Source organism: Streptomyces sp. NPDC018000 (assembly GCF_044328025.1).
Lineage (GTDB): Bacteria > Actinomycetota > Actinomycetes > Streptomycetales > Streptomycetaceae > Streptomyces.
This window is the reverse complement of the sequence record NZ_JBIRGM010000001.1, coordinates 521,530-547,202: the sequence shown is the minus strand read 5'-3', so window position 1 is coordinate 547,202 and position 25,673 is coordinate 521,530. Positions and strand designations below refer to the sequence as shown.

23 protein-coding genes are annotated in these 25,673 nt (G+C 69.7%); 12 read left to right on the top strand and 11 right to left on the bottom strand.

Features of this window, described 5'->3' with window-relative positions; all coding sequences use genetic code 11:
* Nucleotides 1-64: 64 nt before the first annotated feature.
* A complete protein-coding gene (locus tag ACH4EW_RS02700) occupies nucleotides 65-2,299 on the bottom strand; it encodes a transglycosylase domain-containing protein (protein WP_398250350.1) in 2,235 nt (744 codons plus the stop codon).
* Between the two features lie 215 nt (nucleotides 2,300-2,514).
* On the opposite strand from ACH4EW_RS02700, the gene ACH4EW_RS02695 reads away from it, so the two are divergent.
* The 5 genes from ACH4EW_RS02695 to ACH4EW_RS02675 all read left to right on the top strand — a co-directional run bounded on the left by ACH4EW_RS02695 (nucleotide 2,515) and on the right by ACH4EW_RS02675 (nucleotide 7,396).
* Nucleotides 2,515-3,486 carry an SPFH domain-containing protein gene (locus tag ACH4EW_RS02695; protein ID WP_398250348.1) on the top strand — a complete coding sequence of 324 codons (972 nt, stop codon included), beginning with the start codon at nucleotides 2,515-2,517 and terminating at the stop codon, nucleotides 3,484-3,486.
* Nucleotides 3,483-3,728, top strand: coding sequence for a hypothetical protein (locus tag ACH4EW_RS02690; RefSeq protein WP_398250346.1), 246 nt, complete (start codon nucleotides 3,483-3,485; stop codon nucleotides 3,726-3,728). The genes ACH4EW_RS02695 and ACH4EW_RS02690 overlap by 4 nt, the downstream gene beginning before the upstream one ends.
* 70 nt (nucleotides 3,729-3,798) lie before the next feature.
* Complete coding sequence (locus tag ACH4EW_RS02685; RefSeq protein WP_398250345.1) at nucleotides 3,799-4,323, top strand: helix-turn-helix transcriptional regulator; 525 nt, start codon at nucleotides 3,799-3,801, stop codon at nucleotides 4,321-4,323.
* Nucleotides 4,320-5,006 carry an ABC transporter ATP-binding protein gene (locus tag ACH4EW_RS02680; protein ID WP_398250343.1) on the top strand — a complete coding sequence of 229 codons (687 nt, stop codon included), beginning with the start codon at nucleotides 4,320-4,322 and terminating at the stop codon, nucleotides 5,004-5,006. Before ACH4EW_RS02685 ends, ACH4EW_RS02680 begins: the two co-directional genes overlap by 4 nt.
* Complete coding sequence (locus ACH4EW_RS02675) at nucleotides 5,003-7,396, top strand: ABC transporter permease (RefSeq protein WP_398250341.1); 2,394 nt, start codon at nucleotides 5,003-5,005, stop codon at nucleotides 7,394-7,396. The genes ACH4EW_RS02680 and ACH4EW_RS02675 overlap by 4 nt, the downstream gene beginning before the upstream one ends.
* Before the next feature lie 39 nt (nucleotides 7,397-7,435).
* Here the strand turns inward: ACH4EW_RS02675 and ACH4EW_RS02670 are convergent, their stop codons facing one another.
* Nucleotides 7,436-8,395, bottom strand: a complete 960-nt coding sequence (locus ACH4EW_RS02670) for a hydrogen peroxide-inducible genes activator (RefSeq protein WP_398250339.1) — start codon at nucleotides 8,393-8,395, stop codon at nucleotides 7,436-7,438.
* Nucleotides 8,396-8,526: 131 nt separating this feature from the next.
* Between ACH4EW_RS02670 and ACH4EW_RS02665 the strand changes: the two genes are divergently transcribed.
* Together ACH4EW_RS02665 and ACH4EW_RS02660 are read left to right on the top strand one after the other, a co-directional pair.
* Nucleotides 8,527-9,081 (top strand): peroxiredoxin, encoded by a 555-nt coding sequence (locus tag ACH4EW_RS02665; protein ID WP_358857928.1) that lies wholly within the window; start codon nucleotides 8,527-8,529, stop codon nucleotides 9,079-9,081.
* Nucleotides 9,082-9,093: 12 nt separating this feature from the next.
* Nucleotides 9,094-9,627: an alkyl hydroperoxide reductase gene (locus ACH4EW_RS02660; RefSeq protein ID WP_072483998.1), complete on the top strand. Its 534-nt coding sequence runs from the start codon at nucleotides 9,094-9,096 to the stop codon at nucleotides 9,625-9,627.
* A 69-nt stretch (nucleotides 9,628-9,696) separates the two neighbouring features.
* Here ACH4EW_RS02660 and ACH4EW_RS02655 read toward each other — a convergent pair whose 3' ends face one another.
* The 4 genes from ACH4EW_RS02655 to ACH4EW_RS02640 all read right to left on the bottom strand — a co-directional run bounded on the left by ACH4EW_RS02655 (nucleotide 9,697) and on the right by ACH4EW_RS02640 (nucleotide 14,802).
* Nucleotides 9,697-11,118 carry an AI-2E family transporter gene (locus ACH4EW_RS02655; protein WP_398250336.1) on the bottom strand — a complete coding sequence of 474 codons (1,422 nt, stop codon included), beginning with the start codon at nucleotides 11,116-11,118 and terminating at the stop codon, nucleotides 9,697-9,699.
* 139 nt (nucleotides 11,119-11,257) lie between these two features.
* A complete protein-coding gene (locus tag ACH4EW_RS02650; protein WP_398250334.1) occupies nucleotides 11,258-11,971 on the bottom strand; it encodes a lytic transglycosylase domain-containing protein in 714 nt (237 codons plus the stop codon).
* A 388-nt stretch (nucleotides 11,972-12,359) separates the two neighbouring features.
* A complete protein-coding gene (locus tag ACH4EW_RS02645; RefSeq protein WP_398250332.1) occupies nucleotides 12,360-13,682 on the bottom strand; it encodes a PhoH family protein in 1,323 nt (440 codons plus the stop codon).
* Nucleotides 13,683-14,040: 358 nt separating this feature from the next.
* Nucleotides 14,041-14,802, bottom strand: coding sequence for an isoprenyl transferase (locus ACH4EW_RS02640; protein WP_327273203.1), 762 nt, complete (start codon nucleotides 14,800-14,802; stop codon nucleotides 14,041-14,043).
* A gap of 199 nt (nucleotides 14,803-15,001) precedes the next feature.
* Between ACH4EW_RS02640 and mgrA the strand changes: the two genes are divergently transcribed.
* The gene (mgrA, locus tag ACH4EW_RS02635) at nucleotides 15,002-16,042 is read left to right on the top strand and encodes an L-glyceraldehyde 3-phosphate reductase (RefSeq protein WP_398250330.1); all 1,041 of its coding nucleotides are present in this window, start codon (nucleotides 15,002-15,004) and stop codon (nucleotides 16,040-16,042) included.
* A 253-nt stretch (nucleotides 16,043-16,295) separates the two neighbouring features.
* Here mgrA and ACH4EW_RS02630 read toward each other — a convergent pair whose 3' ends face one another.
* From ACH4EW_RS02630 to ACH4EW_RS02620, 3 genes are all read right to left on the bottom strand, one after another.
* Nucleotides 16,296-16,754 (bottom strand): hypothetical protein, encoded by a 459-nt coding sequence (locus tag ACH4EW_RS02630; RefSeq protein ID WP_398250329.1) that lies wholly within the window; start codon nucleotides 16,752-16,754, stop codon nucleotides 16,296-16,298.
* Nucleotides 16,755-16,821: 67 nt separating this feature from the next.
* Nucleotides 16,822-17,145: a hypothetical protein gene (locus tag ACH4EW_RS02625; protein WP_398250327.1), complete on the bottom strand. Its 324-nt coding sequence runs from the start codon at nucleotides 17,143-17,145 to the stop codon at nucleotides 16,822-16,824.
* A gap of 73 nt (nucleotides 17,146-17,218) precedes the next feature.
* Entirely contained in the window at nucleotides 17,219-18,028 is an 810-nt protein-coding gene (locus ACH4EW_RS02620) for a prepilin peptidase (protein WP_398251248.1), read from the bottom strand.
* A gap of 103 nt (nucleotides 18,029-18,131) precedes the next feature.
* Between ACH4EW_RS02620 and ACH4EW_RS02615 the strand changes: the two genes are divergently transcribed.
* A complete protein-coding gene (locus tag ACH4EW_RS02615; RefSeq protein ID WP_398250325.1) occupies nucleotides 18,132-18,530 on the top strand; it encodes a DUF192 domain-containing protein in 399 nt (132 codons plus the stop codon).
* A 92-nt stretch (nucleotides 18,531-18,622) separates the two neighbouring features.
* Here ACH4EW_RS02615 and ACH4EW_RS02610 read toward each other — a convergent pair whose 3' ends face one another.
* Both ACH4EW_RS02610 and ACH4EW_RS02605 read right to left on the bottom strand, forming a co-directional pair.
* A complete protein-coding gene (locus tag ACH4EW_RS02610) occupies nucleotides 18,623-19,849 on the bottom strand; it encodes a hypothetical protein (RefSeq protein WP_398250323.1) in 1,227 nt (408 codons plus the stop codon).
* Between the two features lie 139 nt (nucleotides 19,850-19,988).
* Complete coding sequence (locus ACH4EW_RS02605; protein WP_398250321.1) at nucleotides 19,989-20,573, bottom strand: helix-turn-helix domain-containing protein; 585 nt, start codon at nucleotides 20,571-20,573, stop codon at nucleotides 19,989-19,991.
* Nucleotides 20,574-20,769: 196 nt separating this feature from the next.
* On the opposite strand from ACH4EW_RS02605, the gene ACH4EW_RS02600 reads away from it, so the two are divergent.
* The 3 genes from ACH4EW_RS02600 (at nucleotide 20,770) to ACH4EW_RS02590 (ending at nucleotide 25,651) form a co-directional block, all read left to right on the top strand.
* Complete coding sequence (locus tag ACH4EW_RS02600) at nucleotides 20,770-21,918, top strand: Zn-dependent alcohol dehydrogenase (protein WP_398250319.1); 1,149 nt, start codon at nucleotides 20,770-20,772, stop codon at nucleotides 21,916-21,918.
* Nucleotides 21,915-23,363 carry an APC family permease gene (locus tag ACH4EW_RS02595; protein ID WP_398250317.1) on the top strand — a complete coding sequence of 483 codons (1,449 nt, stop codon included), beginning with the start codon at nucleotides 21,915-21,917 and terminating at the stop codon, nucleotides 23,361-23,363. Before ACH4EW_RS02600 ends, ACH4EW_RS02595 begins: the two co-directional genes overlap by 4 nt.
* A gap of 287 nt (nucleotides 23,364-23,650) precedes the next feature.
* Nucleotides 23,651-25,651 (top strand): hypothetical protein, encoded by a 2,001-nt coding sequence (locus ACH4EW_RS02590; protein WP_398250315.1) that lies wholly within the window; start codon nucleotides 23,651-23,653, stop codon nucleotides 25,649-25,651.
* The last annotated feature ends 22 nt before the right edge of the window (nucleotides 25,652-25,673 follow it).

The following is a 25,673-nucleotide window of genomic DNA, read 5'->3' as shown; positions in this document are numbered from 1 at the left end:
TGGGTCAGGGGCGGTGCCGGCCGGCACCGCCCCTGACCCATGCGTTCACCGCTCTCTCATGCGTTCACTGCTTGGGCGGGTTGCCGTTGCCGTTTCCGTTGCCCGGCCCCCCGGAGTCCGTTCCCTCGTCCGGAGGGCCCGCGGACTGGCTCGGCGACTCCTCCGGGGACTGGCTCGGCGACTCCTCCGGGGACTGACTGGCCGACTGGCTGGGCGAGTTGCCCGGGCTGCTCTGCGCGGGCGGGCTCGACTGCCTGGACGGGGACGTGTCGGGGCTCTGGGCCGCCGGAGGGGTCGTCGCCGCGCTGGTCGGCAGGGTGACCTCGCCGGACTCGACGTCCTGCAGGTCGAACTTGGCACTGGAGCCGCCGTTCAGCGCGCCCAGGGTGTAGTCCGCCCAGATCTGCGCCGGGAAGCCGCCACCGTTGGCCCGGCCGGAGTTGGCGGTACCGGTCAGGCTGACCTGCGCGCCGTTCTTGGGGGACTCTCCGAACAGTGCGACGACCGTGCTGAGCTCCGGGGTGTAGCCCGCGAACAGAGCGGCCTTGTTGTTCTCCGAGGTGCCCGTCTTGCCCGCCGCCTCGTAGGCCGAGGTTTTGGCCGCCCGGCCGGAGCCGTCCTCCACGACGTGCTGCAGGACGGAGGTGACAGTGTCGGCGGACTTGCGGCTGATCACCTGGCTGCCGATGCCCTCGACCGGCTCGACCGTGCGGTCGCGGTGCTTGGCGGACTTCACGATGAACGGGGTGACCTTCTTGCCGTGGTTGTCGAGCGTGGCGTACGCGCCCGCCATGTCCCACGTCGAGGCGTTCATCGTGCCCAGCGTGATCGCGGGGCGCTCGGGGAAGTTCTTGTCCGGCAGCCCGAGGTCGAGCGCGGTCTGCTTCACCGCGGCGGGGCCGACGTCGACGACCATCTGCGCGAACACCGAGTTGATCGACTTGTCCATCGCTTGCTGCACGGTGACGTCGCCGTAGCTGATGTCGTCCTCGTTCTGCGGGGCGAACGGGGTGTCGCTGCCCACGACCGGCCGCTTGCTGGTGCCGTCGTAGAGGGTGTCGGCGCCGATCAGATCGCCGTCCTGGGTCTTCGACTCGTTCTCCAGCGCGGAGGCGAACACCAGCGGCTTGAAGGTGGAGGCGGGCTGGTAGTCCTGACGCGTGGCGTTGGAGAGGTAGTGCTTGACGTAGTCCACCCCGCCGTAGAGCGCGACGACGGCACCGGTCTTCGGGTCGACGGAGGTGGCGCCCGCCTGGACGGTCGCGTCGACCTTGTTGTTCTCGCGGTCGAGCTTGGACTCCAGCTGGCGGTCGACCGCCTTCTCCAGCTCCTGCTGCCGCTTCTTGTCGATGTTGAGGGTGATGGTCCAGCCGCCGGCCTCCCGCTGGGCCTCCGTGACGCCCTGCTTCTCCAGCTCCTTGTTGGCCGCCTCGACGAGGTAACCGGTCTGGCCGTCCATGCCGGGCGCGGGCTTGGGCTTGTCCGGGTAGGGGAACTTCAGGCTGTCGCGCTCGGCCTTGTCGAGCCAGTGCATCTCGACCATGTTGTCGAGCGTGTAGCCCCAGCGGTCCTTGACGAGCTTCTTGCCGGTGTCCGTGGCGGTGGCCCAGTCGTACTGGCTGGGGGCCTGGAGCAGCGCGGCCAGATAGGCGCCCTGGGAGACGTTGAGATCCTTGGCGTCGACCCCGTAGTAGGCCTGCGCCGCGGCCTGGATCCCGCTGGCGCCTCGTCCGTAGTACGAGGTGTTGATGTACCCGGCGAGGATCTCGCTCTTCTTGTACTTCTGGTCGACCTTGAGGGAGATGACCAGCTCTTTGAGCTTGCGGCTGATCGTCGGGTCCTGCGTCAGGTAGTAGTTCTTCACGTACTGCTGGGTGATGGTCGAGCCACCCTGCTTGCCCCTGCCGGCGAGGGTGTTCAGGATGCCGCGCGCGGTGCCCTTCAGGTCGACGCCCTGGTCCTTGTAGAAGGACTTGTTCTCGGCGGCCACGAAGGCGTGCTGCACCTTCTCGGGGACCTCGGCGAGATCCACGTTCTGGCGGTTGACCCCCTTGCCGGTCCGGGCCAGCACGGTGCCGTCGCTGTACTGGTAGACGTTGCTCTGCCGCTCGGCCATGGCGTTGGCCTGCGGTATGTCCACGTACAGGTAGAGCGCCACGAAGGCGCCCATGCTCAGCAGGCAGAACCCGAAGAACGCGCCCAGCATCTTCCGCCAGGTGAAGAGTCTGCGTATGCCGCCGCTCTTCGCGGCCCGCCGCGCTCCGCGCCTCTGGGCTCGTCGCGCATCCGCTCGACCCATCTCTGTATTGCTCCTGTTTCTCTGCTCGATCAGATCAGCCCCGCCAGCTAACACCGTCGGCCGGGAGAAGAAGCAAGCGGTGTGGCCTTTTCCGGACGTGACAATCAGCACCCCTTACTGGGGAACTGACTCACGAAAGACACCCAAGGTTGCCACCTCAGGTAATGTGTAATCACATTGCTAGCACCAAATCGTCTTTCGAAACGGGGGATTCCATGTCCAACCCACACAATCCGCACAACGCGTCCACGGTGACCGCCGACCTCGCATCCGATGCCCCGCAGATACCCGAGCCGCAGGTGAGAGAGGTGACGGCGCACAGCATCCCCGGCGGCCTCGGTCTGCTGCTGACCGTGATCGGAGTGATCGTCGGCATCGGTCTCGCCGTCGGCGGCGGCATCGCCTGCTCGAACAAGAACTACGGCGTGGGCGTCCCGGTCCTGGTCCTCGGGGGCCTGCTCGTCATCGCCTCGTTCTTCTGCATGACGGGGGTGAAGATGGTCGCACCGGGCGAGGCGCGGGTGATCCAGCTCTTCGGCCGGTACGTCGGCACGATCCGCGCCGACGGGCTGCGCTGGATCAACCCGCTCACCAGCAGCCGGGAGATCTCCACCCGGGTCCGCAACCACGAGACCGCGGTCCTGAAGGTCAACGACGCCTACGGCAACCCGATCGAGCTCGCCGCGATCGTCGTCTGGAAGGTCGAGGACACCGCGCAGGCGCTCTTCGAGGTCGACGACTTCCTGGAGTTCGTCGCCACCCAGACCGAGGCGGCCCTCCGGCACATCGCGATCGAGTACCCGTACGACGCCCACGAGGAGGGCGGCCTCTCCCTGCGGGGCAACGCGGAGGAGATCACCGAGAAGCTGGCCGTGGAGCTCACCGCCCGGGTGCAGGCCGCCGGCGTACGGATCATCGAATCGCGCTTCAGCCATCTCGCGTACGCCCCCGAGATCGCCTCCGCGATGCTTCAGCGCCAGCAGGCCGGCGCGGTGGTCGCGGCCCGGCAGCAGATCGTCGAGGGCGCGGTCGGCATGGTCGAGATGGCGCTGACCCGGATCGCCGAGCAGGACATCGTCGAGCTGGACTCGGAGCGGAAGGCGGCCATGGTCAGCAATCTGATGGTGGTGCTGTGCGGTGACCGTGCGGCGCAGCCGGTCCTCAATACGGGCACTCTTTACCAGTGACGGAAGAGACCCCCCGGCGCGGGCAGCCGCCGCAGCGCAAACAGATGCTGCTGCGGCTGGATCCCGCGGTGCACGATGCGCTGGCCCGCTGGGCCTCCGACGAGCTGCGCAGCGCGAACGCCCAGATCGAGTTCCTGCTGCGCAGGGCGCTGGCCGAGGCAGGCCGCCTGCCCGGCACGGCCCGCCCGATCCCCCGTCGGGGGCGTCCTCCGAAGGACAGGCCGAGCCCGTCCGACGACTGAGGACCGGGGGCCCGGGGGCCGAACCCCCGTGTATACACCCTAGGTATACACGCAATGTACAGTGCTCGGCATGTCTATCGGCCACACCCTGCTCGGGCTCCTGGAGTCCGGCCCCCGCCACGGCTACGACCTCAAGCGCACGTTCGACGAGAAGTTCGGCCACGACCGCCCCCTGCATTACGGCCAGGTCTACTCGACCATGTCCCGGCTCCTGAAGAACGGCCTCGTCGAGGTCGACGGCATCGAGAGCGGTGGCGGCCCCGAGCGCAAGCGGTACGCCATCACCGAGGCAGGTATCACCGATGTCGGCACCTGGCTCACGCAGCCGGAGAAGCCCGAGCCGTACCTCCAGTCGACGCTCTACACGAAGGTCGTCCTGGCCCTGCTCACCGGCCGCAGCGCCGAAGCCCTGCTGGATGCCCAGCGCACCGAGCACCTGCGTCTCATGCGCATCCTCACCGATCGCAAGCGCAAGGGTGACCTCGCCGACCAGCTGATCTGCGACCACGCACTCTTCCACCTCGAAGCCGATCTGCGCTGGCTGGAACTGACCTCCGCCCGGCTGGACCGGCTCGCCGCGGAGGTGGGCGCATGATCCCCGCCGGCTCCCTGCTCAGCGCCGACAGCCTGTACAAGTCGTACGGGTCCACGCCCGCGCTCGACGGTGCCTCGTTCTCCATCCACCCCGGCGAGGTCGTGGCCGTGATGGGCCCGTCCGGCTCCGGCAAGTCGACCCTGCTGCACTGCCTCGCCGGAATCGTCACCCCCGACAGGGGCACGATCACCTACGCGGGCCGCGAGCTCTCCGCGATGTCGGACGCCGAGCGCAGCGCCCTGCGCCGCACCGATTTCGGCTTCGTCTTCCAGTTCGGCCAGCTCGTCCCCGAGCTGACCTGCGTCGAGAACGTCGCCCTGCCGCTCAGGCTGAGCGGCGCCAAGCGCAAGGACGCCGAACGCACCGCCCGCCACTGGCTGGAGCGCCTGGAGGTCGAGGACACCGGCGCCAAGCGCCCCGGCGAGGTCTCCGGCGGCCAGGGCCAACGCGTCGCCGTGGCCCGTGCGCTGGCCGCATCCCCGAAGGTGCTCTTCGCCGACGAGCCGACCGGCGCCCTGGACTCCCTCAACGGCGAGCGGGTCATGGAGCTGCTCACCGAGGCGGCCCGGTCCACCAACGTCGCCGTGGTCCTGGTGACCCACGAGGCCCGGGTCGCCGCGTACTCCGACCGCGACGTCACCGTGCGCGACGGCCGGGCCCGCGACCTGGAGCACGCGGTATGACCCTGCTCGATCACAGGAACGCCCCCGCCGACGCACCGCCCCGGCCGACGCGGCCCACCGGCATCGCCGCCCTGCTGCGCGATCTCGGCCTCGGTATCCGGTTAGCCGTCTCCGGCGGGCGCGAGGGCTGGCTCCGCACCCTGCTGACCGCCGTCGGTGTCGGCCTCGGCGTGGCCCTGCTGCTGGCCGCCGCCTCCGCACCACATCTGATGGACGAGCGTTCCGCCCGTGATCAGGCCCGCTCCGAGGCCGCGATCTCCGGTTCGCCCGACACCGCGGTCAAGAAGTCGGACACCTCGGTGCTCCGGATCAACGCCGAGACGGAATACCGCGGCCGCACCGTCAACGGCTTCCTGATGCGCGCGGACGGCGGCCACCCGGTCGTCCCACCGGGTGTCGCGAGCTTCCCCGGCGCCGACGAGATGGTGGTCTCCCCCGCGCTGAAGGAGCTGCTGGGCTCTTCGGAGGGCAGCCTGCTCAAGGAGCGGCTGCCCTACCGGATCACCGGCACGATCACCGACGCGGGCCTGGTCTCTCCGCGCGAGCTGCTCTTCTACGCGGGCAGCGACACCCTGACCCCCGCCGACGGCGGCCACCGGATCGCCGGTTACGGCAACCCGGGCCCGGCCAAGGAGATGCCGCCGATCCTCATCGTGCTGGTCATCATGATCTGCGTGGTGCTGCTGGTGCCGGTCGCGATCTTCATCGCGACAGCCGTGCGCCTCGGCGGTGACCGCCGTGACCGCAGGCTCGCCGCACTGCGTCTGGTGGGTGCGGACATCCGGATGACCCGCCGGATCGCGGCCGGGGAGGCGTTCTTCGGAGCGGTGCTCGGCCTGCTGATCGGCCTGGCGCTCTTCCTGGCGGGGCGTCAGTTCATGGGCTGCGTCGAGGTGTGGGACGTCAGCGCCTTCCCGTCGGACCTGGTCCCCGATCCCCTGCTGACCGCCCTGATCGCCGTCGCGGTTCCGGTGGCGGCGGTGCTCGTCACGCTGACCGCCCTGCGGTCGGTGGTGATCGAGCCACTCGGCGTCGTACGCGGCGGCCGGATCCGCAAGCGCCGGCTCTGGTGGCGGCTGCTGATACCGGTCGCGGGCCTGGCCGTGCTCGCGCTGACCGGCAAGGTCGACGTGTACTCCCCGGTCGACCCGTATCCGATCGCGGCCGGCGCCGTACTGGTCCTGATCGGGCTCGCGCTGCTGCTGCCCTGGCTGGTCGAGGCGTGTGTGAACCGGCTGCCCGGCGGCCCTGTGCCCTGGCAGCTCGCCACCCGCAGACTCCAGCTGAACAGCGGCGCGGCCTCCCGCGCGGTCAGCGGCATCACGGTAGCCGTCGCCGGTGCGGTGGCGCTGCAGATGCTGTTCGCCGCGGTGGCCGACGATTTCAACCGGGTGACGGGGCAGGACCCGACGCGCGCCCAGTTCCGCACGTTCTCCGAGGCCGTCACCGGTGAAGCGGCCACCCGGACCATCAAGGAGTTCCGGGCCACCAAGGGCGTGACGGCGGTCATCGGCACGGTCGAGTCGTTCGTCGTCAAGCCGGGCACATACAAGGGCGACGACCTCCGGCCCACCACCTCGCTGACCATCGGCGACTGCGCGACCCTGCGCGAGATCGCCCGGATCGGCTCCTGCAAGGAGGGCGACGCCTTCGTCGTCCATCCCGAGCACGACAAGGCGCTCGGCAAGTGGGTGGACGAGACGGCCCGCAAGGGCAAGGCGGTCGAACTCAACGCCCGGGCGGGGTCGGAGCCCGGCGAGAAGTCGAAGCTGTGGACGCTGCCCGCAGGCACCCCGACCGTTCTCGGCCGCCGCGATCCGATGGGCGAGGAGCACTGGGGCATCATGGCGACGGTCGGCGCGATCGACCCGAGCACCCTGCCCCACGCGCAGACCAGCGCGCAGATCCGGGTGGACCCGAGCGTCGACGACGTCGCCGAGTACGTTCGGAACACGGCGGCGCGGCTCGACCCGGGGATGCGGGTCGGCACCCTGAACTCGGTGGCCCGCGACCGGCAGTACGCCAGCGTGCAGAAAGGTCTCCAGGTCGGCGCGACCGCGACCCTGCTGCTGATCGCGGCCGCGATGCTGGTCTCGCAGCTGGAGCAGCTGCGCGAGCGCAAGCGCCTGCTCTCCGTCCTGGTCGCCTTCGGCACTCGGCGGGCCACACTCGGCTGGTCGGTGCTCTGGCAGACCGCCGTGCCCGTGGTCATCGGTCTGGTGGTGGCCGTCGCGGGCGGGCTCGGCCTGGGCGCGGTGATGACCTGGATGATCGCGAAGGAGGTCACCGAGTGGTGGTTGTTCCTGCCGATGGTGGGCGCGGGAGCGGCACTGATCCTGCTGGTCACCCTGGTCTCGCTGCCACCGCTGTGGCGCATGATGCGGCGGTAGCCGCAAGGGGTGCGGCCCCCGGGACCGCGCCCCTTCCGCCTACATACCCTGCGTCACCCGTACCGGCAGCGCCGCCATCGCCTCCCGCAGCGCCGCCGCGAACTCCTCGAACTCCTCGTGCCGCGCCGCCCCCGTCCGCATCCCCAGCGCCACCCGCCGCGAAGGCGCCGGTTCCGCGAAATACCCGGTGGCCAGCGCGTCGTTGCGACCGGTCTCCACCGTCACCGCGGTACGCGGCAGCAGCGTCACCCCGAGCCCACCGGCGACCAGTTGCACCAGGGTGGAGAGCCCGGCCGCGGTCGTGGTGACCGGCGCCCCCTCCGTGCGCCCCGCCTCCCTGCATATGTCGAGCGCCTGGTCACGCAGGCAGTGCCCCTCGTCGAGCAGCAGCAGCGGCAGCTCGCGCAGGGCCTCGCGCGGAATGTCGGTACGCCCGCCCAGCCAGTGGTCCCGCTCCATCACCAGGACGAAGTCCTCGTCGAAGAGCGGAAGTTCGGTCACTCCCGGCGCCCCGAGCGGCACGGCGAGCAGCAGCAGGTCCAGCCTTCCCGCGGCCAGCCCCTCCAGCAGCGAGGAGGTCTGCTCCTCGTGCACTTGGAGGTCCAGCTCCGGGTAGCGCTCATGGACCAGCCGCAGCACGGTCGGCAGCAGATACGGCGCGACGGTCGGGATCACGCCGAGCCTGAGCACTCCGGTGAACGGCGCCCGGACCGCCTCGGCCTCCTCCATCAGCTCGCCCACGGCCTCCAGTACCACCCGCGCCCGGACCGCGAGCCGCTCCCCGGCCGGCGAGAGCAGCACCTTGCGCGTCGTACGCTCGATGAGCTGGACACCCAGTACCTCCTCCAGCGCCGACACGGCTCCGGAGAGCGCCGGCTGACTCATCCCGATTGCTGCCGCCGCATCCCTGAAGTGCAGACACTCGGCAACGGCCGCGAAGGCGCGCAGCTGCGACAGGCTGGGCTGTTTGGGGCGAATACCCTGATTCCTCTGCACCACTGATAGGCACCTCCGATCATCACAACCGAGTGTAGCTATTTCCCTGATCAATGCACTCTGTGCCAAGGTGGGGACCGTCCAACCCTCAGGAACTCCCCGAAAAGGGAGTTCCTACGCTGCAAGGAGAGCAAGTGCTCACTGTCGGTGACAAGTTCCCCGAGTTCGACCTGACTGCTTGTGTTTCGCTGGAGAGCGGCAAGGAGTTCGAGCAGATCAACCACAAGACCTACGAGGGCAAGTGGAAGATCGTCTTCGCGTGGCCGAAGGACTTCACCTTCGTGTGCCCCACCGAGATCGCCGCCTTTGGCAAGCTGAACGACGAGTTCGCCGACCGTGACGCCCAGATCCTCGGCTTCTCCGGTGACTCCGAGTTCGTGCACCACGCCTGGCGCAAGGACCACCCGGACCTGACCGACCTGCCCTTCCCGATGATGGCCGACTCGAAGCACGAGCTCATGCGTGACCTCGGCATCGAGGGCGAGGACGGATTCGCCCAGCGCGCCGTCTTCATCGTCGACCAGAACAACGAGATCCAGTTCACGATGGTGACCGCCGGTTCCGTGGGCCGTAACCCCAAGGAGGTCCTGCGGGTCCTCGACGCCCTGCAGACCGACGAGCTGTGCCCGTGCAACTGGACCAAGGGCGAGAGCACCCTCGACCCGGTCGCGCTCCTCGCCGGCGAGTGAGCTGACAGCGACATGGCACTCGACGAACTGAAGGCCGCCGTTCCGGACTTCGCCAAGGACCTGAAGCTGAACCTCGGTTCGGTCATCGGAAACAGCGAACTTCCGCAGCAGCAGCTGTGGGGCACCGTCCTCGCCTGCGCGATCGCCTCGCGCTCGCCGAAGGTGCTGCGCGAGCTGGAGCCCGAGGCGAAGGCCAACCTCTCCGCGGAGGCGTACACCGCCGCGAAGTCGGCCGCCGCCATCATGGCGATGAACAATGTCTTCTACCGGACCCGGCACCTGCTGTCGGACCCCGAGTACGGGACGCTCCGTGCGGGTCTGCGGATGAACGTCATCGGCAAGCCGGGCGTGGAGAAGATCGACTTCGAACTGTGGTCGCTCGCCGTCTCCGCGATCAACGGCTGCGGCCAGTGCCTGGACTCCCACGAGCAGGTGCTTCGCAAGGCCGGCGTGGACCGTGAGACCATTCAGGAAGCCGTCAAGATCGCCTCGGTGATCCAGGCGGTCGGCGTGACGCTCGATGCCGAGGCCGTGCTCGCCGAGTAGGACCAGCAGTACCCCTTGTACGAGAAGGGCCCCGAGGACGACCGACCGTCCTCGGGGCCCTTCTCCTGTTCACTCGGTTCTGCCGCTGTCATCGGGCGGCGATCCCGGTGCGGGCGTCGGGGCGACATCGACCGCGGTCGCCCCGCGCGGGGGCGGCGCGTGCCGCAGGGCTTCCTCCTGCCCGTACGACCGCAGATAGCCGACCACCGTATTGGTGACCGCTACCAGCGGCACCGCGACGACCGCTCCGCCGATGCCCGCGACCATGCCGCCCGCGGCGACCGAGAGGACGACGGCGAGCGGATGCACCCGCACCGCGCGTCCCAGGATGAACGGCTGCAGCACATGGCCCTCGATCTGCTGCACGGCGAGCACCACGGCCAGCACCATCAGCGCGGTGAACACACCCTGGGTGACCAGCGCGACAACCACCGCGAGCGCACCCGAGATCACTGCGCCGACCAGTGGGATGAAGGCGAAGAGGAAGATGAAGACGGCGAGCGGCACCGCCATCGGCACCTTGAGGAACCAGATGCCGAGCCCGATGAAGATCGCGTCGATCAGCGCCACGACGACCGTGCCCCGCACATAGGCGGTCAGCGTCCGCCAGGCGCGCGGCCCGGCACCCGCGACACCCGGCCGGGCCTGCCCGGGCACCAGCTTCAGCAGCCAGTGCCAGATGCGCTTCCCGTCGTACAGCAGGAAGAGCGTCGAGAACATCGCCAGCAGCATCCCGGTGAGGAGCTCCGCCATCACGGTGACGCCCTGCAGTCCGGCGGAGGTGATCTGCTCGGTGTTGGTGCCGATGGTGTCGCTGAGGTTCTTCGCGACGCCGTTGATCTGCTGCTCGGTGACGTGGAAGGGGCTGTCGAGCAGCCAGTTCTTCAGATCGTCGATACCCGTGCGCACCTTGTCGGAGAGGGTGTCGATGTTGTCCATCACCTGCCAGGCCACGAACCAGCCGACCAGCCCGATGACGACGAAGCCCAGGACCGCGGTGACCGCGGTGGCCAGTCCGCGCGGCAGACCGTACCGCCGCAGCCGGGCGACGGTCGGCTGGAGCATCGCGGTGACGAGCAGCGCGGCAACGAAGGCCAGCACCACCAGCTGTACGGCGCTGATGACCCGCATCAGCACCCAGAGCGTGCCCGCCAGGACGAGCAGCCGCCAGCCCGCTTCGGCCGCGACCCGCATGCCCCAGGGGATCGCCGCGACCGGATCGGGCCGGGCGCCCACGGAAGGGGCGTACGCGGGCGGCGGCGGCACACGGTCGTCCACGGCGGCACGCCGGCCCGCCTCGGCCGGTACGGCAGGCACGGCAGCGACGGCAGGCACGGGAGGCACGGCAGCGACGGGTACGGCGGCGGTCTCCGGCGGCTCGACCGGCGCGGCCTCAAGCCCCTCGGCCTCGGTCCTGCGCTGTTCCAGCCGCTCACCGAGTTCGGTCAGTTCGGCGCCCAGACGGCCGAGCCACCACGGAAGTTTCGACATGATCGACCCTATTCCCCCGTCCCTCTCTCCCCACCGCTCCCCCGCCGAGCCGGTCCGGATCGACCGTACACGCGCGAAGCCCCTCACCGCAGGACGGAGAGGGGCTTCGAGGGGTTGAGACCGGGACCTCGGGAGGTTCCTAGTACCAGTGGTTCGCCTGCCAGAACGACCAGGCACCGCACGGGCTGCCGTAACGGCCGTCCATGTAGCTGAGGCCCCACTTGATCTGTGTGGCCGGGTTGGTCTGCCAGTCGGCGCCGGCGGAGGCCATCTTCGAGCCGGGCAGCGCCTGGACGAGGCCGTAGGCACCGGAGGACGGGTTGCTCGCCCGGTAGTTCCACGTCGACTCGTTGTTCACGATGTTGCTGAAGCACTGGAACTGGTCGGCGGGCACCATCTGACGCGCCATCGCCTGGACCTCGGCCACGGTGTACGAGCTCTGCTGGGCGAACGTGGCGGCGCTGCGGATCTCGGAACGGCTGGCGCGCTCGGCCGCGTCCTTCTTGTCCTTGGCCTCCTGGCGCTCCTTCTCCAGCTTGGCCTCGGCCGCCCGCTTCTTCGACTTGGCGTCCTCGGCGGCCTGGATACGGGCCGCTTCTTCCACGGACTTCTTCGCCGCCGCGTCGGCCGCGGACGCCTGGGCATCGGCCTGCTGCGTCAGCGAGGCGGTCTGCACCTGGGCCTGCTGGCCCGCAGGGATGTCGGCGAGAAGCGTCGTGTCGGCTGCGGTCGCCTCGAAGTTGTTGTCGTCGGCAACGGCAGTGCCGCCCGAGGCAACGCCTACGACGGCGCCGACGGTGGTGACCGCGGTGGCTGACGCCACGGCGAACCCCCGGACCGAGATCCGGCTCACACGGTGTCCTTCCAGCATCGCCCGCTTAGGTGACCTCGCGGACGCAATCGTGCCCCTGGCACTGGCCCCCTACTGCTCAGGTCACGGGAGGCACGGGCCCGGTGGACAACTCCCCGGAGGGAGTGCCGCGTGGTACTCGCGGGCGGCATACGGACGGCGATTGTTGAGTTGTGTGGTGCGTGGCACCTCTGGAGGTGCTGGTGTGCCGTATGCGGGGCCTGACGGAAGCAAGACTCTGCCGGAACGGCACGCCGGGAAGCAATTCCCCGTTGCGTGTGAAAGCTCACACCCCGTTTGGAGCAAGTGTTTTATGGAATGCCACCGCAGCACGGCGCCGCCCGGCTAGGATGCTTCGCTCGCCGGGCGGCACCAACTGTCGTATCCCGTGTCAGATCTGGCCTTCCTCCAGCATTTCGGTCACCAGCGCGGCGATCTGCGAACGCTCGGAGCGGGTGAGCGTGACATGCGCGAAGAGCGGATGACCCTTCAGTTTCTCGACCACGGCGACGACTCCGTCGTACCGGCCGACCCTGAGGTTGTCCCGCTGGGCCACGTCATGCGTGAGCACCACCCGGGAATTCGCACCAATCCGGGACAACACGGTCAGAAGGACGTTCCGTTCGAGGGACTGCGCCTCGTCGACGATCACGAAGGCGTCATGGAGCGAGCGGCCCCGGATGTGGGTGAGCGGCAGGATCTCCAGCATCCCGCGTCCCAGCACCTCCTCGATCACCTCGCGGCCGGCGACCGCCGAGAGCGTGTCGAAGACGGCCTGCGCCCAGGGGCTCATCTTCTCGGCCTCGGTGCCGGGGAGATAGCCCAGCTCCTGCCCGCCGACCGCGTACAGCGGGCGGAAGACCATCACCTTCCGGTGCTGCCTGCGCTCCAGGACGGCTTCGAGTCCGGCGCAGAGCGCCAGCGCCGACTTTCCGGTGCCGGCCCGGCCGCCCAGCGACACGATTCCCACGTCCTGGTCGAGGAGGAGATCGAGCGCGATGCGCTGCTCGGCGCTGCGTCCGTGGATACCGAAGACCTCCCGGTCACCGCGCACCAGGCGCACATGGCCCTCGGCGGTGACCCGGCCGAGCGCCTTGCCGCGCTCGGACTGAAGAACCAGTCCGGTGTGCACGGGCAGTTCTGCGGCTTCGGGTACGTACAGCGTCTCCTCTGCGTAGAGCAGATCCACCTGCTCGGCGGCGAGGGGAAGTTCCGACATTCCCGTCCAGCCGGAATCGGTGATCGCGAGCTCGGCACGGTACTCCTCGGCGAGAAGCCCGACCGAGGACGCCTTGATGCGCAGCGGCAGGTCCTTGGAGACGACCGTGACGTCGTACCCCTCGGCCTGGAGGTTGCGCGCGACCGCGAGAATCCGTGAGTCGTTGTCCCCCAACCGGTAGCCGGCGGGCAGCACGCCGGGGTCGGAATGGTTGAGTTCGACGCGCAGTGTCCCGCCCAGGTCCCCGAGCGGGATCGGGGCATCCAGCCGGCCGTACCGGGTCCGGCAGTCGTCCAGCAGGCGCAGGGCCTGCCGGGCGAAGTACCCCAGCTCCGGGTGGTGCCGTTTGGCCTCCAGTTCCGTGACCACGACGATCGGGAGCACGACTTCGTGCTCGTCGAACCGGGCCATGGCGTTCGGATCGGCCAGCAGGACGCTGGTGTCGAGAACATAGGTGCGCCTGTCGAGCATGCGGCGCTTTGTGCTGGTCACCACGGAAGGACGTACCCCCTCGTATGAGGTTGGGGTGCGACGGCGTCGCGGAGCATCCCAAGGGGAGAGGACTGGCCGGGCTGCGACCCCGATGCACGGGCCGAGCGCCGGCCCTCCGCGTGGCCGCACTGTGTGTACGGTCCTTCGTGTGCAAGAGGCCTCCCGGGCGAGCGGACTCCGTGCCGCTCACTTGGACACGACGTCCGCCTGGTTGGTGACCGGACATCGACCTGTCAGGGGTATTCCCTCGAACACGCGAAGCCATGCCCTCTTGGGGGCTGGCGGTGAGCCGGGAGTGGTGGCCCGGGCCTGTGGGTTCGGGCACGCCACCCGAATGGCTCCGTCCGTGGAGGCGGCGGTGTCAGCCGCCGTAGCGGCGGTGGCGGGCTGCGTAGTCGCGCAGGGCTCGCAGGAAGTCGACGCGGCGGAAGGCCGGCCAGAAGACCTCGCAGAAGTAGTACTCGGAGTGCGCGCTCTGCCAGAGCATGAAGCCGGACAGCCGCTGCTCGCCGCTTGTACGGATCACCAGGTCCGGGTCGGGCTGGCCCCGGGTGTAGAGGTGCTCGGAGATCAGGTCGGTGGAGACGATCTCCGCCAGGTCCTCGAAGGACGTCCCCTTGGCGGAGTGGTCCAGCAGCAGCGAGCGGACCGCGTCCGCGATCTCCTGACGCCCGCCGTAGCCGACGGCGACATTGACCAGTATCCCGTCGATGCCGGCCGTGGCCTGCTCGGCCTCCTTGAGGACGGTCTGGGTGTGGGCGGGCAGCAGATCGAGCGTGCCGACGTGGTGGACCCGCCAGCGCCCGTCCGCCGCGAGGTCGCGCACGGTGTTCTCGATGATGCCGAGGAGCGGTGTCAGCTCGGACTCGGGCCGGTCGAAGTTGTCCGTGGAGAGCAGCCAGAGTGTGACAACTTCCACATCGGTCTCACTGCACCAGCCGAGCAGCTCCTGGATCTTGTCCGCACCGGCCTGGTGTCCCTGCGCGGCCGTGCCGCCGGACGCCTTCGCCCAGCGTCGGTTGCCGTCGAGGATGACACCGATGTGCTTGGGCACCTGGGTATGGTCGAGGCGGGCCTCCACCCGGCGCGCGTAGAGCCCGTACACCAGGTCGCGCAAGTTCACTGAGTTCACCTCTCGGTTTCGTGCGGGCCCGCCCGCCCCATTGCCCGGGTCCGGGGTCGTCCCCCTGGGGATCGCCGCACTACTCCGCAGAGTCCATCGCCCCGCCGTGCCGTGGCAGTACCCGAAGCCGCCACATTACTGCGCAGGCGGCGCACCGGCCCAACCCAGCCTGTCACAAGTCCGTGATAAGGAGAGAAACGTGACTGATTCTCCTCTCTTCTACCAGGCCGCCGGTTCGCGTTACGACTCAATGGAGTACCGCCGCACCGGCCGCAGCGGTCTCAAGCTCCCGGCCGTCTCCCTCGGCCTCTGGCACAACTTCGGCGACGACCGCACGCTGGACTCCCAGCGGGCGATCCTGCGCCGCGCCTTCGATCTCGGGGTGACCCACTTCGATCTGGCCAACAACTACGGGCCGCCGCCCGGCTCCGCCGAGCTCAACTTCGGCAAGATATTCCGGCAGGACTTCGCCCCGTACCGGGACGAGCTGATCATCTCCACCAAGGCCGGCTACGACATGCACCCCGGCCCGTACGGCGAGTGGGGCTCCCGCAAGTACCTGCTGTCGTCGCTCGACGCCTCGCTGAAGCGGATGGGGCTCGACTACGTCGACATCTTCTACTCCCACCGCTTCGACCCGGACACCCCGCTCGAGGAGACGATGGGGGCGCTCGCCTCCGCCGTACAGCAGGGCAAGGCGCTGTACGCGGGTGTGTCCTCGTACAACGCGGAGCAGACCGCCGAGGCTGCCCGGCTGCTCAGGGAGATGGGGGTACCGGCCCTGATCCATCAGCCGTCCTACTCGATGATCAACCGCTGGATCGAGGACGACGGGCTGCTCGACACCCTGGAGACGGCCGGCATGGGCTGCATCTCCTTCGTACCGCTTGCCCAGGGCCTGCTCACGAACAAGTACCTGAAGGGCATCCCCGAGGGTTCGCGCGCCGCCCAGGGCAAGTCCCTGGACCCGGGCCTGCTCTCCGACGAGGTGCTGCGCCGGCTCAACGGGCTGAACGACATCGCGCAGCGGCGCGGGCAGTCACTCGCCCAGCTGGCGCTCAACTGGGTGCTCCGGGACAGCCGTATGACGTCGGCGCTGATCGGCGCCTCCAGCGTGAAGCAGCTGGAGGAGAACGTCGCGGCGCTCGCCGGGGCACCGCTGTCCGCCGAGGAGCTGAAGGAGATCGACGCCTTCGCCGTGGACACCGAGGGCACCAACATCTGGGCCGGACGGAGCTGACCGGGGCGGCCTTCGCGAGGGCGTAAGCGGTCGGCACGCGGCCGCCGGGCGGACCCACAAAAAACGGGCCGGTCCGTGGGGGGGGATACGGACCGGCCCGAGGGGGGGTTTCCACCATAACCCTTCGTAAGTGATGCTGCGTGCCACGCCACTCCACAATTACTCTCCGAATGCACCGGACTCCGCTGCGCACGGCATCCGGCCGACACCTCGGTGGCCACCGGCCGGCTTCACGCATCCGGTGCCCTCCGGGTCAGCTCCTCGCCGGTGCGCCGCGGTGGCAGCGGGTGAAGCGGATCGCCACGGTGTCGCCGCCGAGGACCACGAAGCGTCCGCCCTCGCACCGGATGACGGCCTCGCACACCTTGCCCCGCTCGTTCCTGCGCTCCTCGGTGCGGGTGACGGTCCAGCCGCCGCCGGGGGGCTGCGGGAGGTTCGACACGACGGCGAACTCCCACTGTGCCGACGGTACGCACCAGTTGGGCAGCCGGGGCCAGGCGCCGGGGCCGATGTGCAGGGTCCCGTCGGATGTGCAGGTCAGGAGCACCGACTGACCGTCGGCCAGCAGGAATTCGACGGCTTCCGGCTCCCCCATCCGTCCCTCCGGCCGGTAGAAGACGCCGAGCACTCCGACGATCCGTGCACCTCTGAGCCAGTCGGCCTTCCCCTGCCGCGGGACACGCGGTGCTTCCTCTTCGTTCCCCACCCTCATGACCGGCTCCCTCCCATGCGCTCACCGTCCAGGGTCGCATCCTTCGGGCGAAAGCAGGGGGCCCGGCCTACTGCGGTGTGCGAGCCTCGATCAGGAATCGGGTGGTGTGGGCCACGAACGGCCCCTCGGTCTCGATCCGGTGGTGCAGCGCGGCCAGTTGCGGCCGGTACTCCCCGACGGTGAAGCCCGGCACCATCCAGATCACTTTCCGCAGGAAGTAGACGACGGCGCCGATGTCGAAGAGTTCGCGAGCGTAGCCCCAGGAGGGGCGCTGTTCGGTGGCCCGGCCGTCGAGCCAGGAGAAGTCCCAGCCGTCGACGGAGACGGCGGCCTCCGCGACGAGCGCGTCGAACCGTGCGCGTTCCGCTGCTTCTTCGGGTGTCCCTGGCATACGGGGATGGTGTCACCCGAGGGTGGCCGGGGCGACCGTAATACGGCGGGGCGGGCGGCAGGCCGAGCAGTGGTCAGGCGGCCAGTCCGCCGAGGAGTATGCCCAGCAGCGCGCCCGTGATCATGAACGGCCCGAACGGGATGCCGGTCTTGCGCCCGGCCCGCTTCAGGACCATCAGCCCGAAGCCGTACAACGCGCCGAGCAGGAACCCGGCGAAGCCCCCGGCGAACACCACGGCCCAGCCGTACCAGCCGAGAGCCACGCCCAGCGACAGGGCGAGCTTGACGTCTCCGAAGCCCATTCCGTTCGGGTTGATGAGGAAGAGCAGGAAGTAGAAGGCGCCGAGGGCCGCTCCGCCGAGCAGGGCGGACAGCCAGGATCCACCGTGCTCCGGGAGCAGCGCCGCAGCGCCCAGGAGTACGACGGCCGCCACCGCGGCGGGCAGTGTCAGCCGGTCGGGCAGGCGGTGGACGCGGCGGTCGATGGCCGCGAGGAGTACGCCGACAGGGGCCAGCAGCAGCCAGACGGCGAGCTCGGGCCTCGGTCCGGTGGCCGCCGCGAGGGCGGCGCAGGCGAGCGCGGTGACGACGGGGATCAGGACGCCGGGGGCGTAGCGCGCCGCGGGCCGTGCGGTGCCTTCCGTGTCGTTCCGGTCTCCCGGCTCGGCGCCCGGAGCGGTGGGGACCGGCACCGCCGCCGTACACAGGGCGCACCGGGTGGAGCCGAGCCAGCCGCGGGCGGCTCCGGTCAGGGCGTGGCCCGCGGGGCAGGTGTCCCGCCAGGCGTCCTCCGGTTCGACGGAGAACCGGTAGGCGGCGCGCGGGACCAGCAGTCCGGCCGCTGCGCCCCAGAGTGCGGCGAGCACTGTCAGCATGGCGTACACGGAGCAGACCCTAAGCGGGTGCCGGTCACGGGTCATGGGTCCTGGGGCCCACTGCGCACCGTTGCGGACCCAGCGGCCGTCACCGGGCGCTACCGTCGTGGCCATGGCTCAATGGCGCAATGGGAATGGGACGTTGACGGTCACCGATCCACGAGGAGGGCAGGAGCGAGAAGGGCAGGAGCCTGAGATACCGCTGCGGATCGCGGCCACGTACCGGACCAGGAGCCGCGGGCTGCTCGGACAGGACGGGATCGACGGCGCCCTGCTGATCACCCCGTGCGGGAGTGTGCACACCTTCCGGATGCGGTTCACCATCGATGTGGCGTACCTGGACCGGAAGTTCAAGGTGGTCGCCGTCCACACGATGAAGCCGGGCCGGCTCGGGATGCCGCGGTTGCGGGCCCGTCATGTGATCGAGGCGGAGGCCGGGGCGATGGAGAAGTGGGGGCTGCGGCCGGGGTCGCGGGTGCGGATCGTCCAGGGGGAGGAGAGCCGGGGCTGAGAGCCTGTCGGGCGACCTCTGAGGTGTGGGCGGCCGGGGCGCTCGTATTCAGCTGCCCCGGCCCCGGCCGAGCTCACGCTCACGTCTCGCGCTCACGGCGGGCCGGGGCCGAGCAGCGTCCATGCCCCGTAGGCCGCCGAAGCCATCGCGAGCACGGCGACGACCGTCACCGTACGGGCCGTGGTGCGCAGCCGCAGCAGCGCGACGGCGGGCGGGAGGAGCAGCGGGAACGCGGGCATCATCAGCCGCGGCCTGGACCCGAAGTACCCGGAGCCGATCAGCGAGATGACGACGAGGGTGATGCAGTAGGCGAGTACGGGGAGCGGCTGGCGCTGCCGTACACACAGGAACACCACCCATCCCAGGCCCGCCAGCGCCGCGCACAGCCCGAGCGTGGCGGGCCATGGCAGCCCGAGGATGAACGAGGCGAGCGCCACGCCTCCGTCGATGCTGTTGCCCCACTGCGCCTGGACGTCGAAGTACGCGACCGGGCTGCCCTCCCGTACGGCGACGAACACCACGTACGCGAGCCAGCCCAGGGGGGCGAGCACGGTACCGGTCAGCATCCGCGCGTTGCGGCGGATGATGCCGTTCGTCCGGCCGGCCCGGTACTCCTGGACCAGCGTGACCGCGGCGTTGATCGCGAAGGCGGCGATGAGCGCGGCCGCGGAGGGCCTGGTCAGCCCGGCGAGTACGCACAGGGCGCCTGCCACGATCCAGCGCCGGGTCAGTACGGCGTACAGCGACCAGGCGGCGAACGCGGTGAACAGTGTTTCGGTGTACGCCATCGACTGCACGAACGCCGTCGGGTACACGCCCCACAGCGCGGCCAGCACCACCCCGGTCCGGCGCCCGTACAGATGCGCCCCGACGGCGTAGATCCCCCAGGCGGCGAAGAGCGCGGCCACCCAGGCGACCAGCAGTCCGGCGCCCGCGAGGGAGAGCGGGGTCAGCTCGGCGATGCCGCGTTCCAGAGCGGGCAGCAGGGGGAAGAAGGCCAGGTCGGGGTGGACGTCGCCGTTCGGGAGGGTGACGGAGTAGCCGTAGCCGTTCTCGGCGATCCGCTGGTACCAGACGGAGTCCCAGCGTCCGCTGAGGAGGTGGAAGGCGCTCTTGTCGGCATTGGACGCGGCGGCGGCGAGGACGACAAGGCCGATCAGGCGCACGGCCGCGTACGCCCCGAGGGCCGGTGCCGCCGCGGCGAGGGCCGTGGCGAGGCGGCCGCGGACGGGGGGCTGCGGCTGCGTTCGGCTGCTGCGCTGCCGAACGCGCTGCTGTGCGGGGGCGGTGGCCTGAGCGGCCGGTTCGTCGTCGGGCATGCTGTCGATTGTCGCGCAGCGGACAGCCCCCTACCTTCACGCGCGGAGCCGGCCCTTCACCGGCGGGCAGATCCTGCACGGGCGGGCCCCGGGGACGTACCGGACGTCGCGGGACGGGTGCGGCCCCGGAACACGCCCTCTACGGCCGGAGCTTGGTACGGGAGAGCGGCAGGGCGGGGGCGATCGACCAGAGGACCTCGGCCTCCTCCTCGCCGGGGTTGTCCCAGGCGTGTGCGGCGCGGGCCGAGAACGTCGTCGAGTCACCGGCCTCCAGGAACCTGGGTTCGCCGTCCACGCTGAGGCGCAGCGTGCCGCGGACCAGGTAGGCGAACACGGTCTCGGCCTCCAGGCTGTACGCGCCGCCCGAGCCGCCGCCGGGCCGCAGGATCGTCCGCATGACCTGGACGTGCCGTTCCTCGGCCGGGGTGAGGAGGAACTCCTCGATGCCGTGCCCGCCCATCTCCAGCTTGGCGCCCAGGCCGCCCTTGACGACGTCCTGGTCCGGATACTCGAAGAGCGCGGCGATGCTGGTTCCGAGCGCCTCGCAGATGCGGATCAGGGTCGGGACGGAGACCGAGGTCTTGCCGCGTTCGGCGAGGCTGACGAACCCCTTGGTCACGCCTGTGGATTCGGCGATTTGAGCGAGCGTCAGTCCTTGTGCCCGGCGGAGCTCACGCAGCCGCGGACCGATCGTGGACATGTGGCTGTCAGGGGCTTCGGACATGGCGCACACGCTACCTGTCGAGGGAGTCACGGTCAGTGGCCGGGGACAAACGCAGGCCGGAAAGGTCTTTACCCGTCGAGTTTAGTGCTGTAAAACTTTGACGAAAGTTTAATGGCGCTAAACAAGGCGTCCCGGTGGACCGCTGTGCCGCCCTCCCCCCTCCCCACCCGTACCGCACCGTCCGAGGAGTAAGCCGATGAGCTCCCCGTCTTCCCAAGAGAGCACCGCGCGCACCGTGCGCGGCGTCGTCTTCCGCTCACCGGGGCAGGAGGTGACCGTCACCGACGTCACCCTGGCCCCGCCCGGCCCCGGAGAGGTCGAGGTCGCCGTCGCGGCGGCCGGCGTCTGCCACTCCGACCTCCATGTCATCCGCGGCGAGTGGGACCACCCCACCCCGGTCGTGCTGGGACACGAGGGCTCGGGCGTGGTCACCGCTGTCGGCGAGGGCGTCACCGGTCTCGAACCGGGCGATCACGTCGTGCTGTCCTGGGTCCCGTCCTGCGGCACCTGCCGCTTCTGCCTCTCCGGGCGTCCGGCCGCGTGCAGCCTGGTCGCCGAGGTCGTGGCGCCGGGCGGGGTGCTGTACGACGGCACCAGCCGGCTCTCCGTCGACGGCGAGCCGGCCCACCACTACCTGGGCGTCTCCTCGTTCGCCGAGCGCGTCGTGGTCCCCGCGTCAGGCGCGATCAAGGTACGCGAGGACGCGCCCCTCGATGTGATCGCCCTGGTCGGCTGTGCCATCGCCACCGGTGTCGGCGCGGTCCGCAACACCGCGGGGGTCGAGGCCGGAGCGACCGTCGCCGTCATCGGCTGCGGCGGTGTGGGTCTGTCCTGCGTGCAGGGCGCCCGGCTGGCGGGGGCGGGCCGCATCGTCGCCGTCGACGTCGTCCCCGAGAAGCTGGAGCTGGCCCGCCGGCTCGGTGCGACGGACGCGGTCGACGCGCGTGACGGCGATGTCGTCGAGGCGCTGCGGGCCCTGGTCCCGGAGGGCCTGGACTACGTGTTCGACGCCATCGGCAAGATCGAGACCACCGAGCAGGCCATCGCCGCGCTCGGGCAGGGCGGTGCCGCCGTCATCGTCGGCCTGCCGCCGACCGGCCGCACCGCACGCTTCGACCCGCTCGCGCTCGCCGAGGCCGACCAGCGCATCCTCGGTTCCAATTACGGCTCGGTCGATGCCGCCCGCGACATCCCGGCCCTGGTGGACCTCGTGGTGTCGGGTGAGCTCGACGTGGAATCGATGATCTCGGCACGGCGCCCGCTGGACGAGGCGGGCGACGCCCTGGCCGACCTCGCCGCAGGCCACGCCCTGCGTCAGCTGCTGATCACGGAGGACCGGACATGAGCACCGCCGGAAAGCAGGCCGCGCCCGGAAAGCCGGCTTCGCCCGGAAAGCCGGCCGACGGCCTGGCCCACCGCTCCGTCTCCACGTTCGAGGTCGGCGCGCAGAGCGTCGCGAACGTCGCGCCCAGCGCCGTCATCGCGTTCGCCCCCGCCAGCATGGCGGCGTCCGCCGGCAACGGCGCCTGGTTCTCGTTCCTCCTGGCCATGGCCGCCGTTCTCGCCATCGCGTACTGCATCTGCGTGTTCGCCCGCCGGCGTGCCGGGGTCGGTTCGCTGTACGCCTTCTCCCGGCTCTCGCTCGGGCCTTCCGGCTCCTTCGTGACCGGGTGGGCCCTGCTCATCGGCGCGGTGTGCATCGGTTCGGGTTCGCTCGCGGGCGCCGGGTACTACACGGCGCGCGCCCTCGACCAGATCGGCATCGGGATCTTCACCGGCATCCCCGGCCAGATCCTGCTCGATCTGCTGCTGGCCGCCGTCGCGATCCGGCTGACGATCGCCAGTGTGCGAACGGCGGCGCGCGTCGCCTCCGTGCTGGAGGTCGTGTCGATCGTCCTCATCGTCGTCGTACTGGTCGCCGCCTTCTTCAAGAGCGGGAACATCATCGACACCGAGCAGCTGACCCTCAGCGGCTCCACCCTCGACGGTGTCGTCTTCGCCGTGGTGCTCGGCGTGCTCGGCTTCGTCGGATTCGAGGGAGCCGCCTCGCTCGGGGCCGAGGCCACCGACCCGTACAAGGCGATCCCCCGCTCGGTGATGGGCAGTGCGGTGCTGGCCGGTGTGCTCTACATGTTCGCCACGTACGCACAGGTCGCCGCGTTCGGCGGGGCGGACGCCCTGGCGCAGAGCTCCGACCCGATGGACGAACTGGCGGAGCTGTCGGGCCTCGGCTTCCTGAAGTTCTTCCTGCACGCGGGCTTCGCGGCATCCTTCGTGGCCGTGGTGATGGCCTGCATCACCGTCGCCGCCCGGCTGCTGTTCGGGATGGCGAAGGAGGGTGTGATGCCGGCCCGGCTCGGTGTCGCCCACCCCCGTCACCGGACCCCGTCCGTGGCGATCTGGGCCGTCGCCCCGTTCGTCGCCGTTCCCGCGGTGCTCGTGGTCGGCGCCGGGACCGCACCGCTGGACGCGACGTCGTACATCGACACCATCGGCGTCTTCGGCTACATGCTCAGCTACACCCTGGTGTGTCTGGCCGCGCCGCTGTTCGTACGCCGGATCGGGACCCGCGGCCTGCTCGTCACCTGGAGCCTGGGGCTGATCGGCGCCGCCGCGATGATCTACGTCTTCTACCGCAACCTGTGGCCGGTCCCGGCCTGGCCGCTGAACGTGCTGCCGTACGTGTTCGTCGGCGCGCTGGTCGTCGGAATCGTCGGCTTCGCCGTGCTGCGGATCCGCAGGCCGGAGGTCGCCGAACGCGCCGGGACGTTCGCGGACGACCTGGACTGACCCTCCGCAGCGGGTCCGGACCGGCCGCCCCCTGGCCGGTCCGGACCCGCGCCTCTCCTGCCCGCCCCACCTCCCCTCCGCTCCCCCTCTCTCCCGCGACGCCCGGCTCCTCTCCCGACGCCCGGCTCCCCCGCACCCCCGCGGGCGGAGCCGGGCATCGCTCGTTGGGCCCGACATTGGGGCCAAGGGCCCAGGTCAACCGGCCCGTACACCCATACGCTCACGCCACACCCGAATGCGGAACTGCGGGCACAGGCATGCCAAGTGGACGTCGGAGAGGAAGAACCGTGACTGGTGGCGGGGGCTGGGAAAGCGGAAGCGCGGGCCGCATACCACCGGGGAGCGGGGGTGGTGGTTCCGGTGCGAGCGGTGGCGTCTTCTTCGCACTGACCCGTAGTTGGGCCACCGGTGCTCTGGTCTACCTCGCCGCCGGATATCTGGTGTCGCGCGGGCTCGTCGAAATGCTCGCCACCGACGAACGGCTCGCGTCCTTCGGCTGGCGCCTCGCCCTGCTGCACATACCGAACGTCATCACGACCGTGCTCACGGTCCTGGCCTCGGCCCGCGTCCTGCCCGACGAGCAGCGCGAGTCCCGCCTGTTGACGCTGCTGGCCTCCCTTGGTGTCCCGCTGGCCGGGCTCGCCTACGGATTCGCCGTGTCCTGGCATCTCATGGGCTTCGAGGGCACGTTGATGCCGATCGTCTCGCTGGTGACCGGTTCGGCCGCGGGACTGGCCGTCGACCGGCTGCTGGACGACCGCGACGATCACGACGACCGGTCGCACACGTCGTCCCCGTACTCCTGGCGGGACGGCGGCGCCACCGCCCTGGAGTACCTCGGGGTGATCGTCCTCGTCGTCACGATGATCGGCGCGATGGCCATGGCGGGGGTCGGCGGGCAGATCGGGGAGCGCATCCGCTGTGCGATCAACGCCATGGGCGGCGGCGCCGGCTGTTCCACGGGCGGCGGGGACACCACCGCGAAGCCGAAGACGGACGCCGACTACGAGCCCAAGATGTGCCAGGTCTCCAACATCTCCGACACCGCCGGCGGCAAGGTCAAGATCGGCTGGTTCGAGTGGGGCAACGATTACGGCTTCCAGCAGAAGGTCAGCCAGGCCAACACGGACGTGAACGAGGACGGCAAGGTCGACGAGAACGACAAGCTGGTCTACATGACGTTCACGGACGCCACCTCGGCCGGCGGCACCGCCAGCACCCCCGGCATCAAGCTCGGCAAGCTGGGCAAGGCCGATGTGGACGTCGGCGGCGGCATCAAGATCACCAACGGTGACACCTGGGTCTTCAAGAGCGAGGAGGACGCCCAGAAGCTGCGGGACGACATCGGGGAAATGAAGATGTGGGAGTCCTCCACCAAGTACAGCGGCGCCTACGGCGGCAACTGGTACTCGGCGATGAAGTGGGCCGAGAAGAAGCAGGACATCGAGAAGAAGATCGGTGACAAGAAGATCTCGTACTCGACCGTCGGCCTCAATGTGTACGCGGACGGCGGCCTCTCCATCAGCGCGGGCGACGAGATCAAACTCGGCCTCAAGCTCGGCGGCAAGGCCAAGTTCTCCCCCGAGGTGACCATCACCAAGGACGACATCAGCGGCAACGAGTCGTACACGTACACCGCCAAGCTCGAACTGGAGGGCAAGGCCGGCGGTACGGCCGGTCCGCTCGGCCGCACGGCCGCCTCGAAGGACAACCGGACCGGGGCGATCACCGTCACCCGCGACCAGAAGACCGGCAAGATCGTCCGCATCGACATGACCCAGACCGTCGAGAAGGACTCGACGTCCGACAAGGGTGACATCAAGGGCGACAACGGCAAGAAGGACGGCGACAAGCGCGGCGGCAAGGTCGGCGGCACCGACTCCTCCGGCGAGACCGGCATCGAGATCGTGACGAACTCGATCGTCTTCGGCAAGGACACGGACCAGGCCACCGAGGACAAGCGGGCCATCGCCGAGCAGTGGCTGGACGGCTCCGGCAACAACACCGCCCCGTTCGAGTACCTGTTCGGTGACCACTCCATGCAGCAGAAGCCCACCGGAACCGACCCGTTCGACCAGCTGATGTTCCAGGACGGCCTGTCGAGCACCATGAAGTACCACGGTGCGACGGACGCCCAGGACTTCGGCTTCGAGATATCGCTCGGCATGAGTCTCGGGTTCTCCATCTCGGACGAACACAAGAAGGAGAAACTGACCAACGCGCAGTTCCTCGGGGCTCCGCAGGGCGACAAGCGCTCGTACCTTCCGTACAGCTACTGCGCCAAGTAGCCACGACGGTACGGCTACGGCA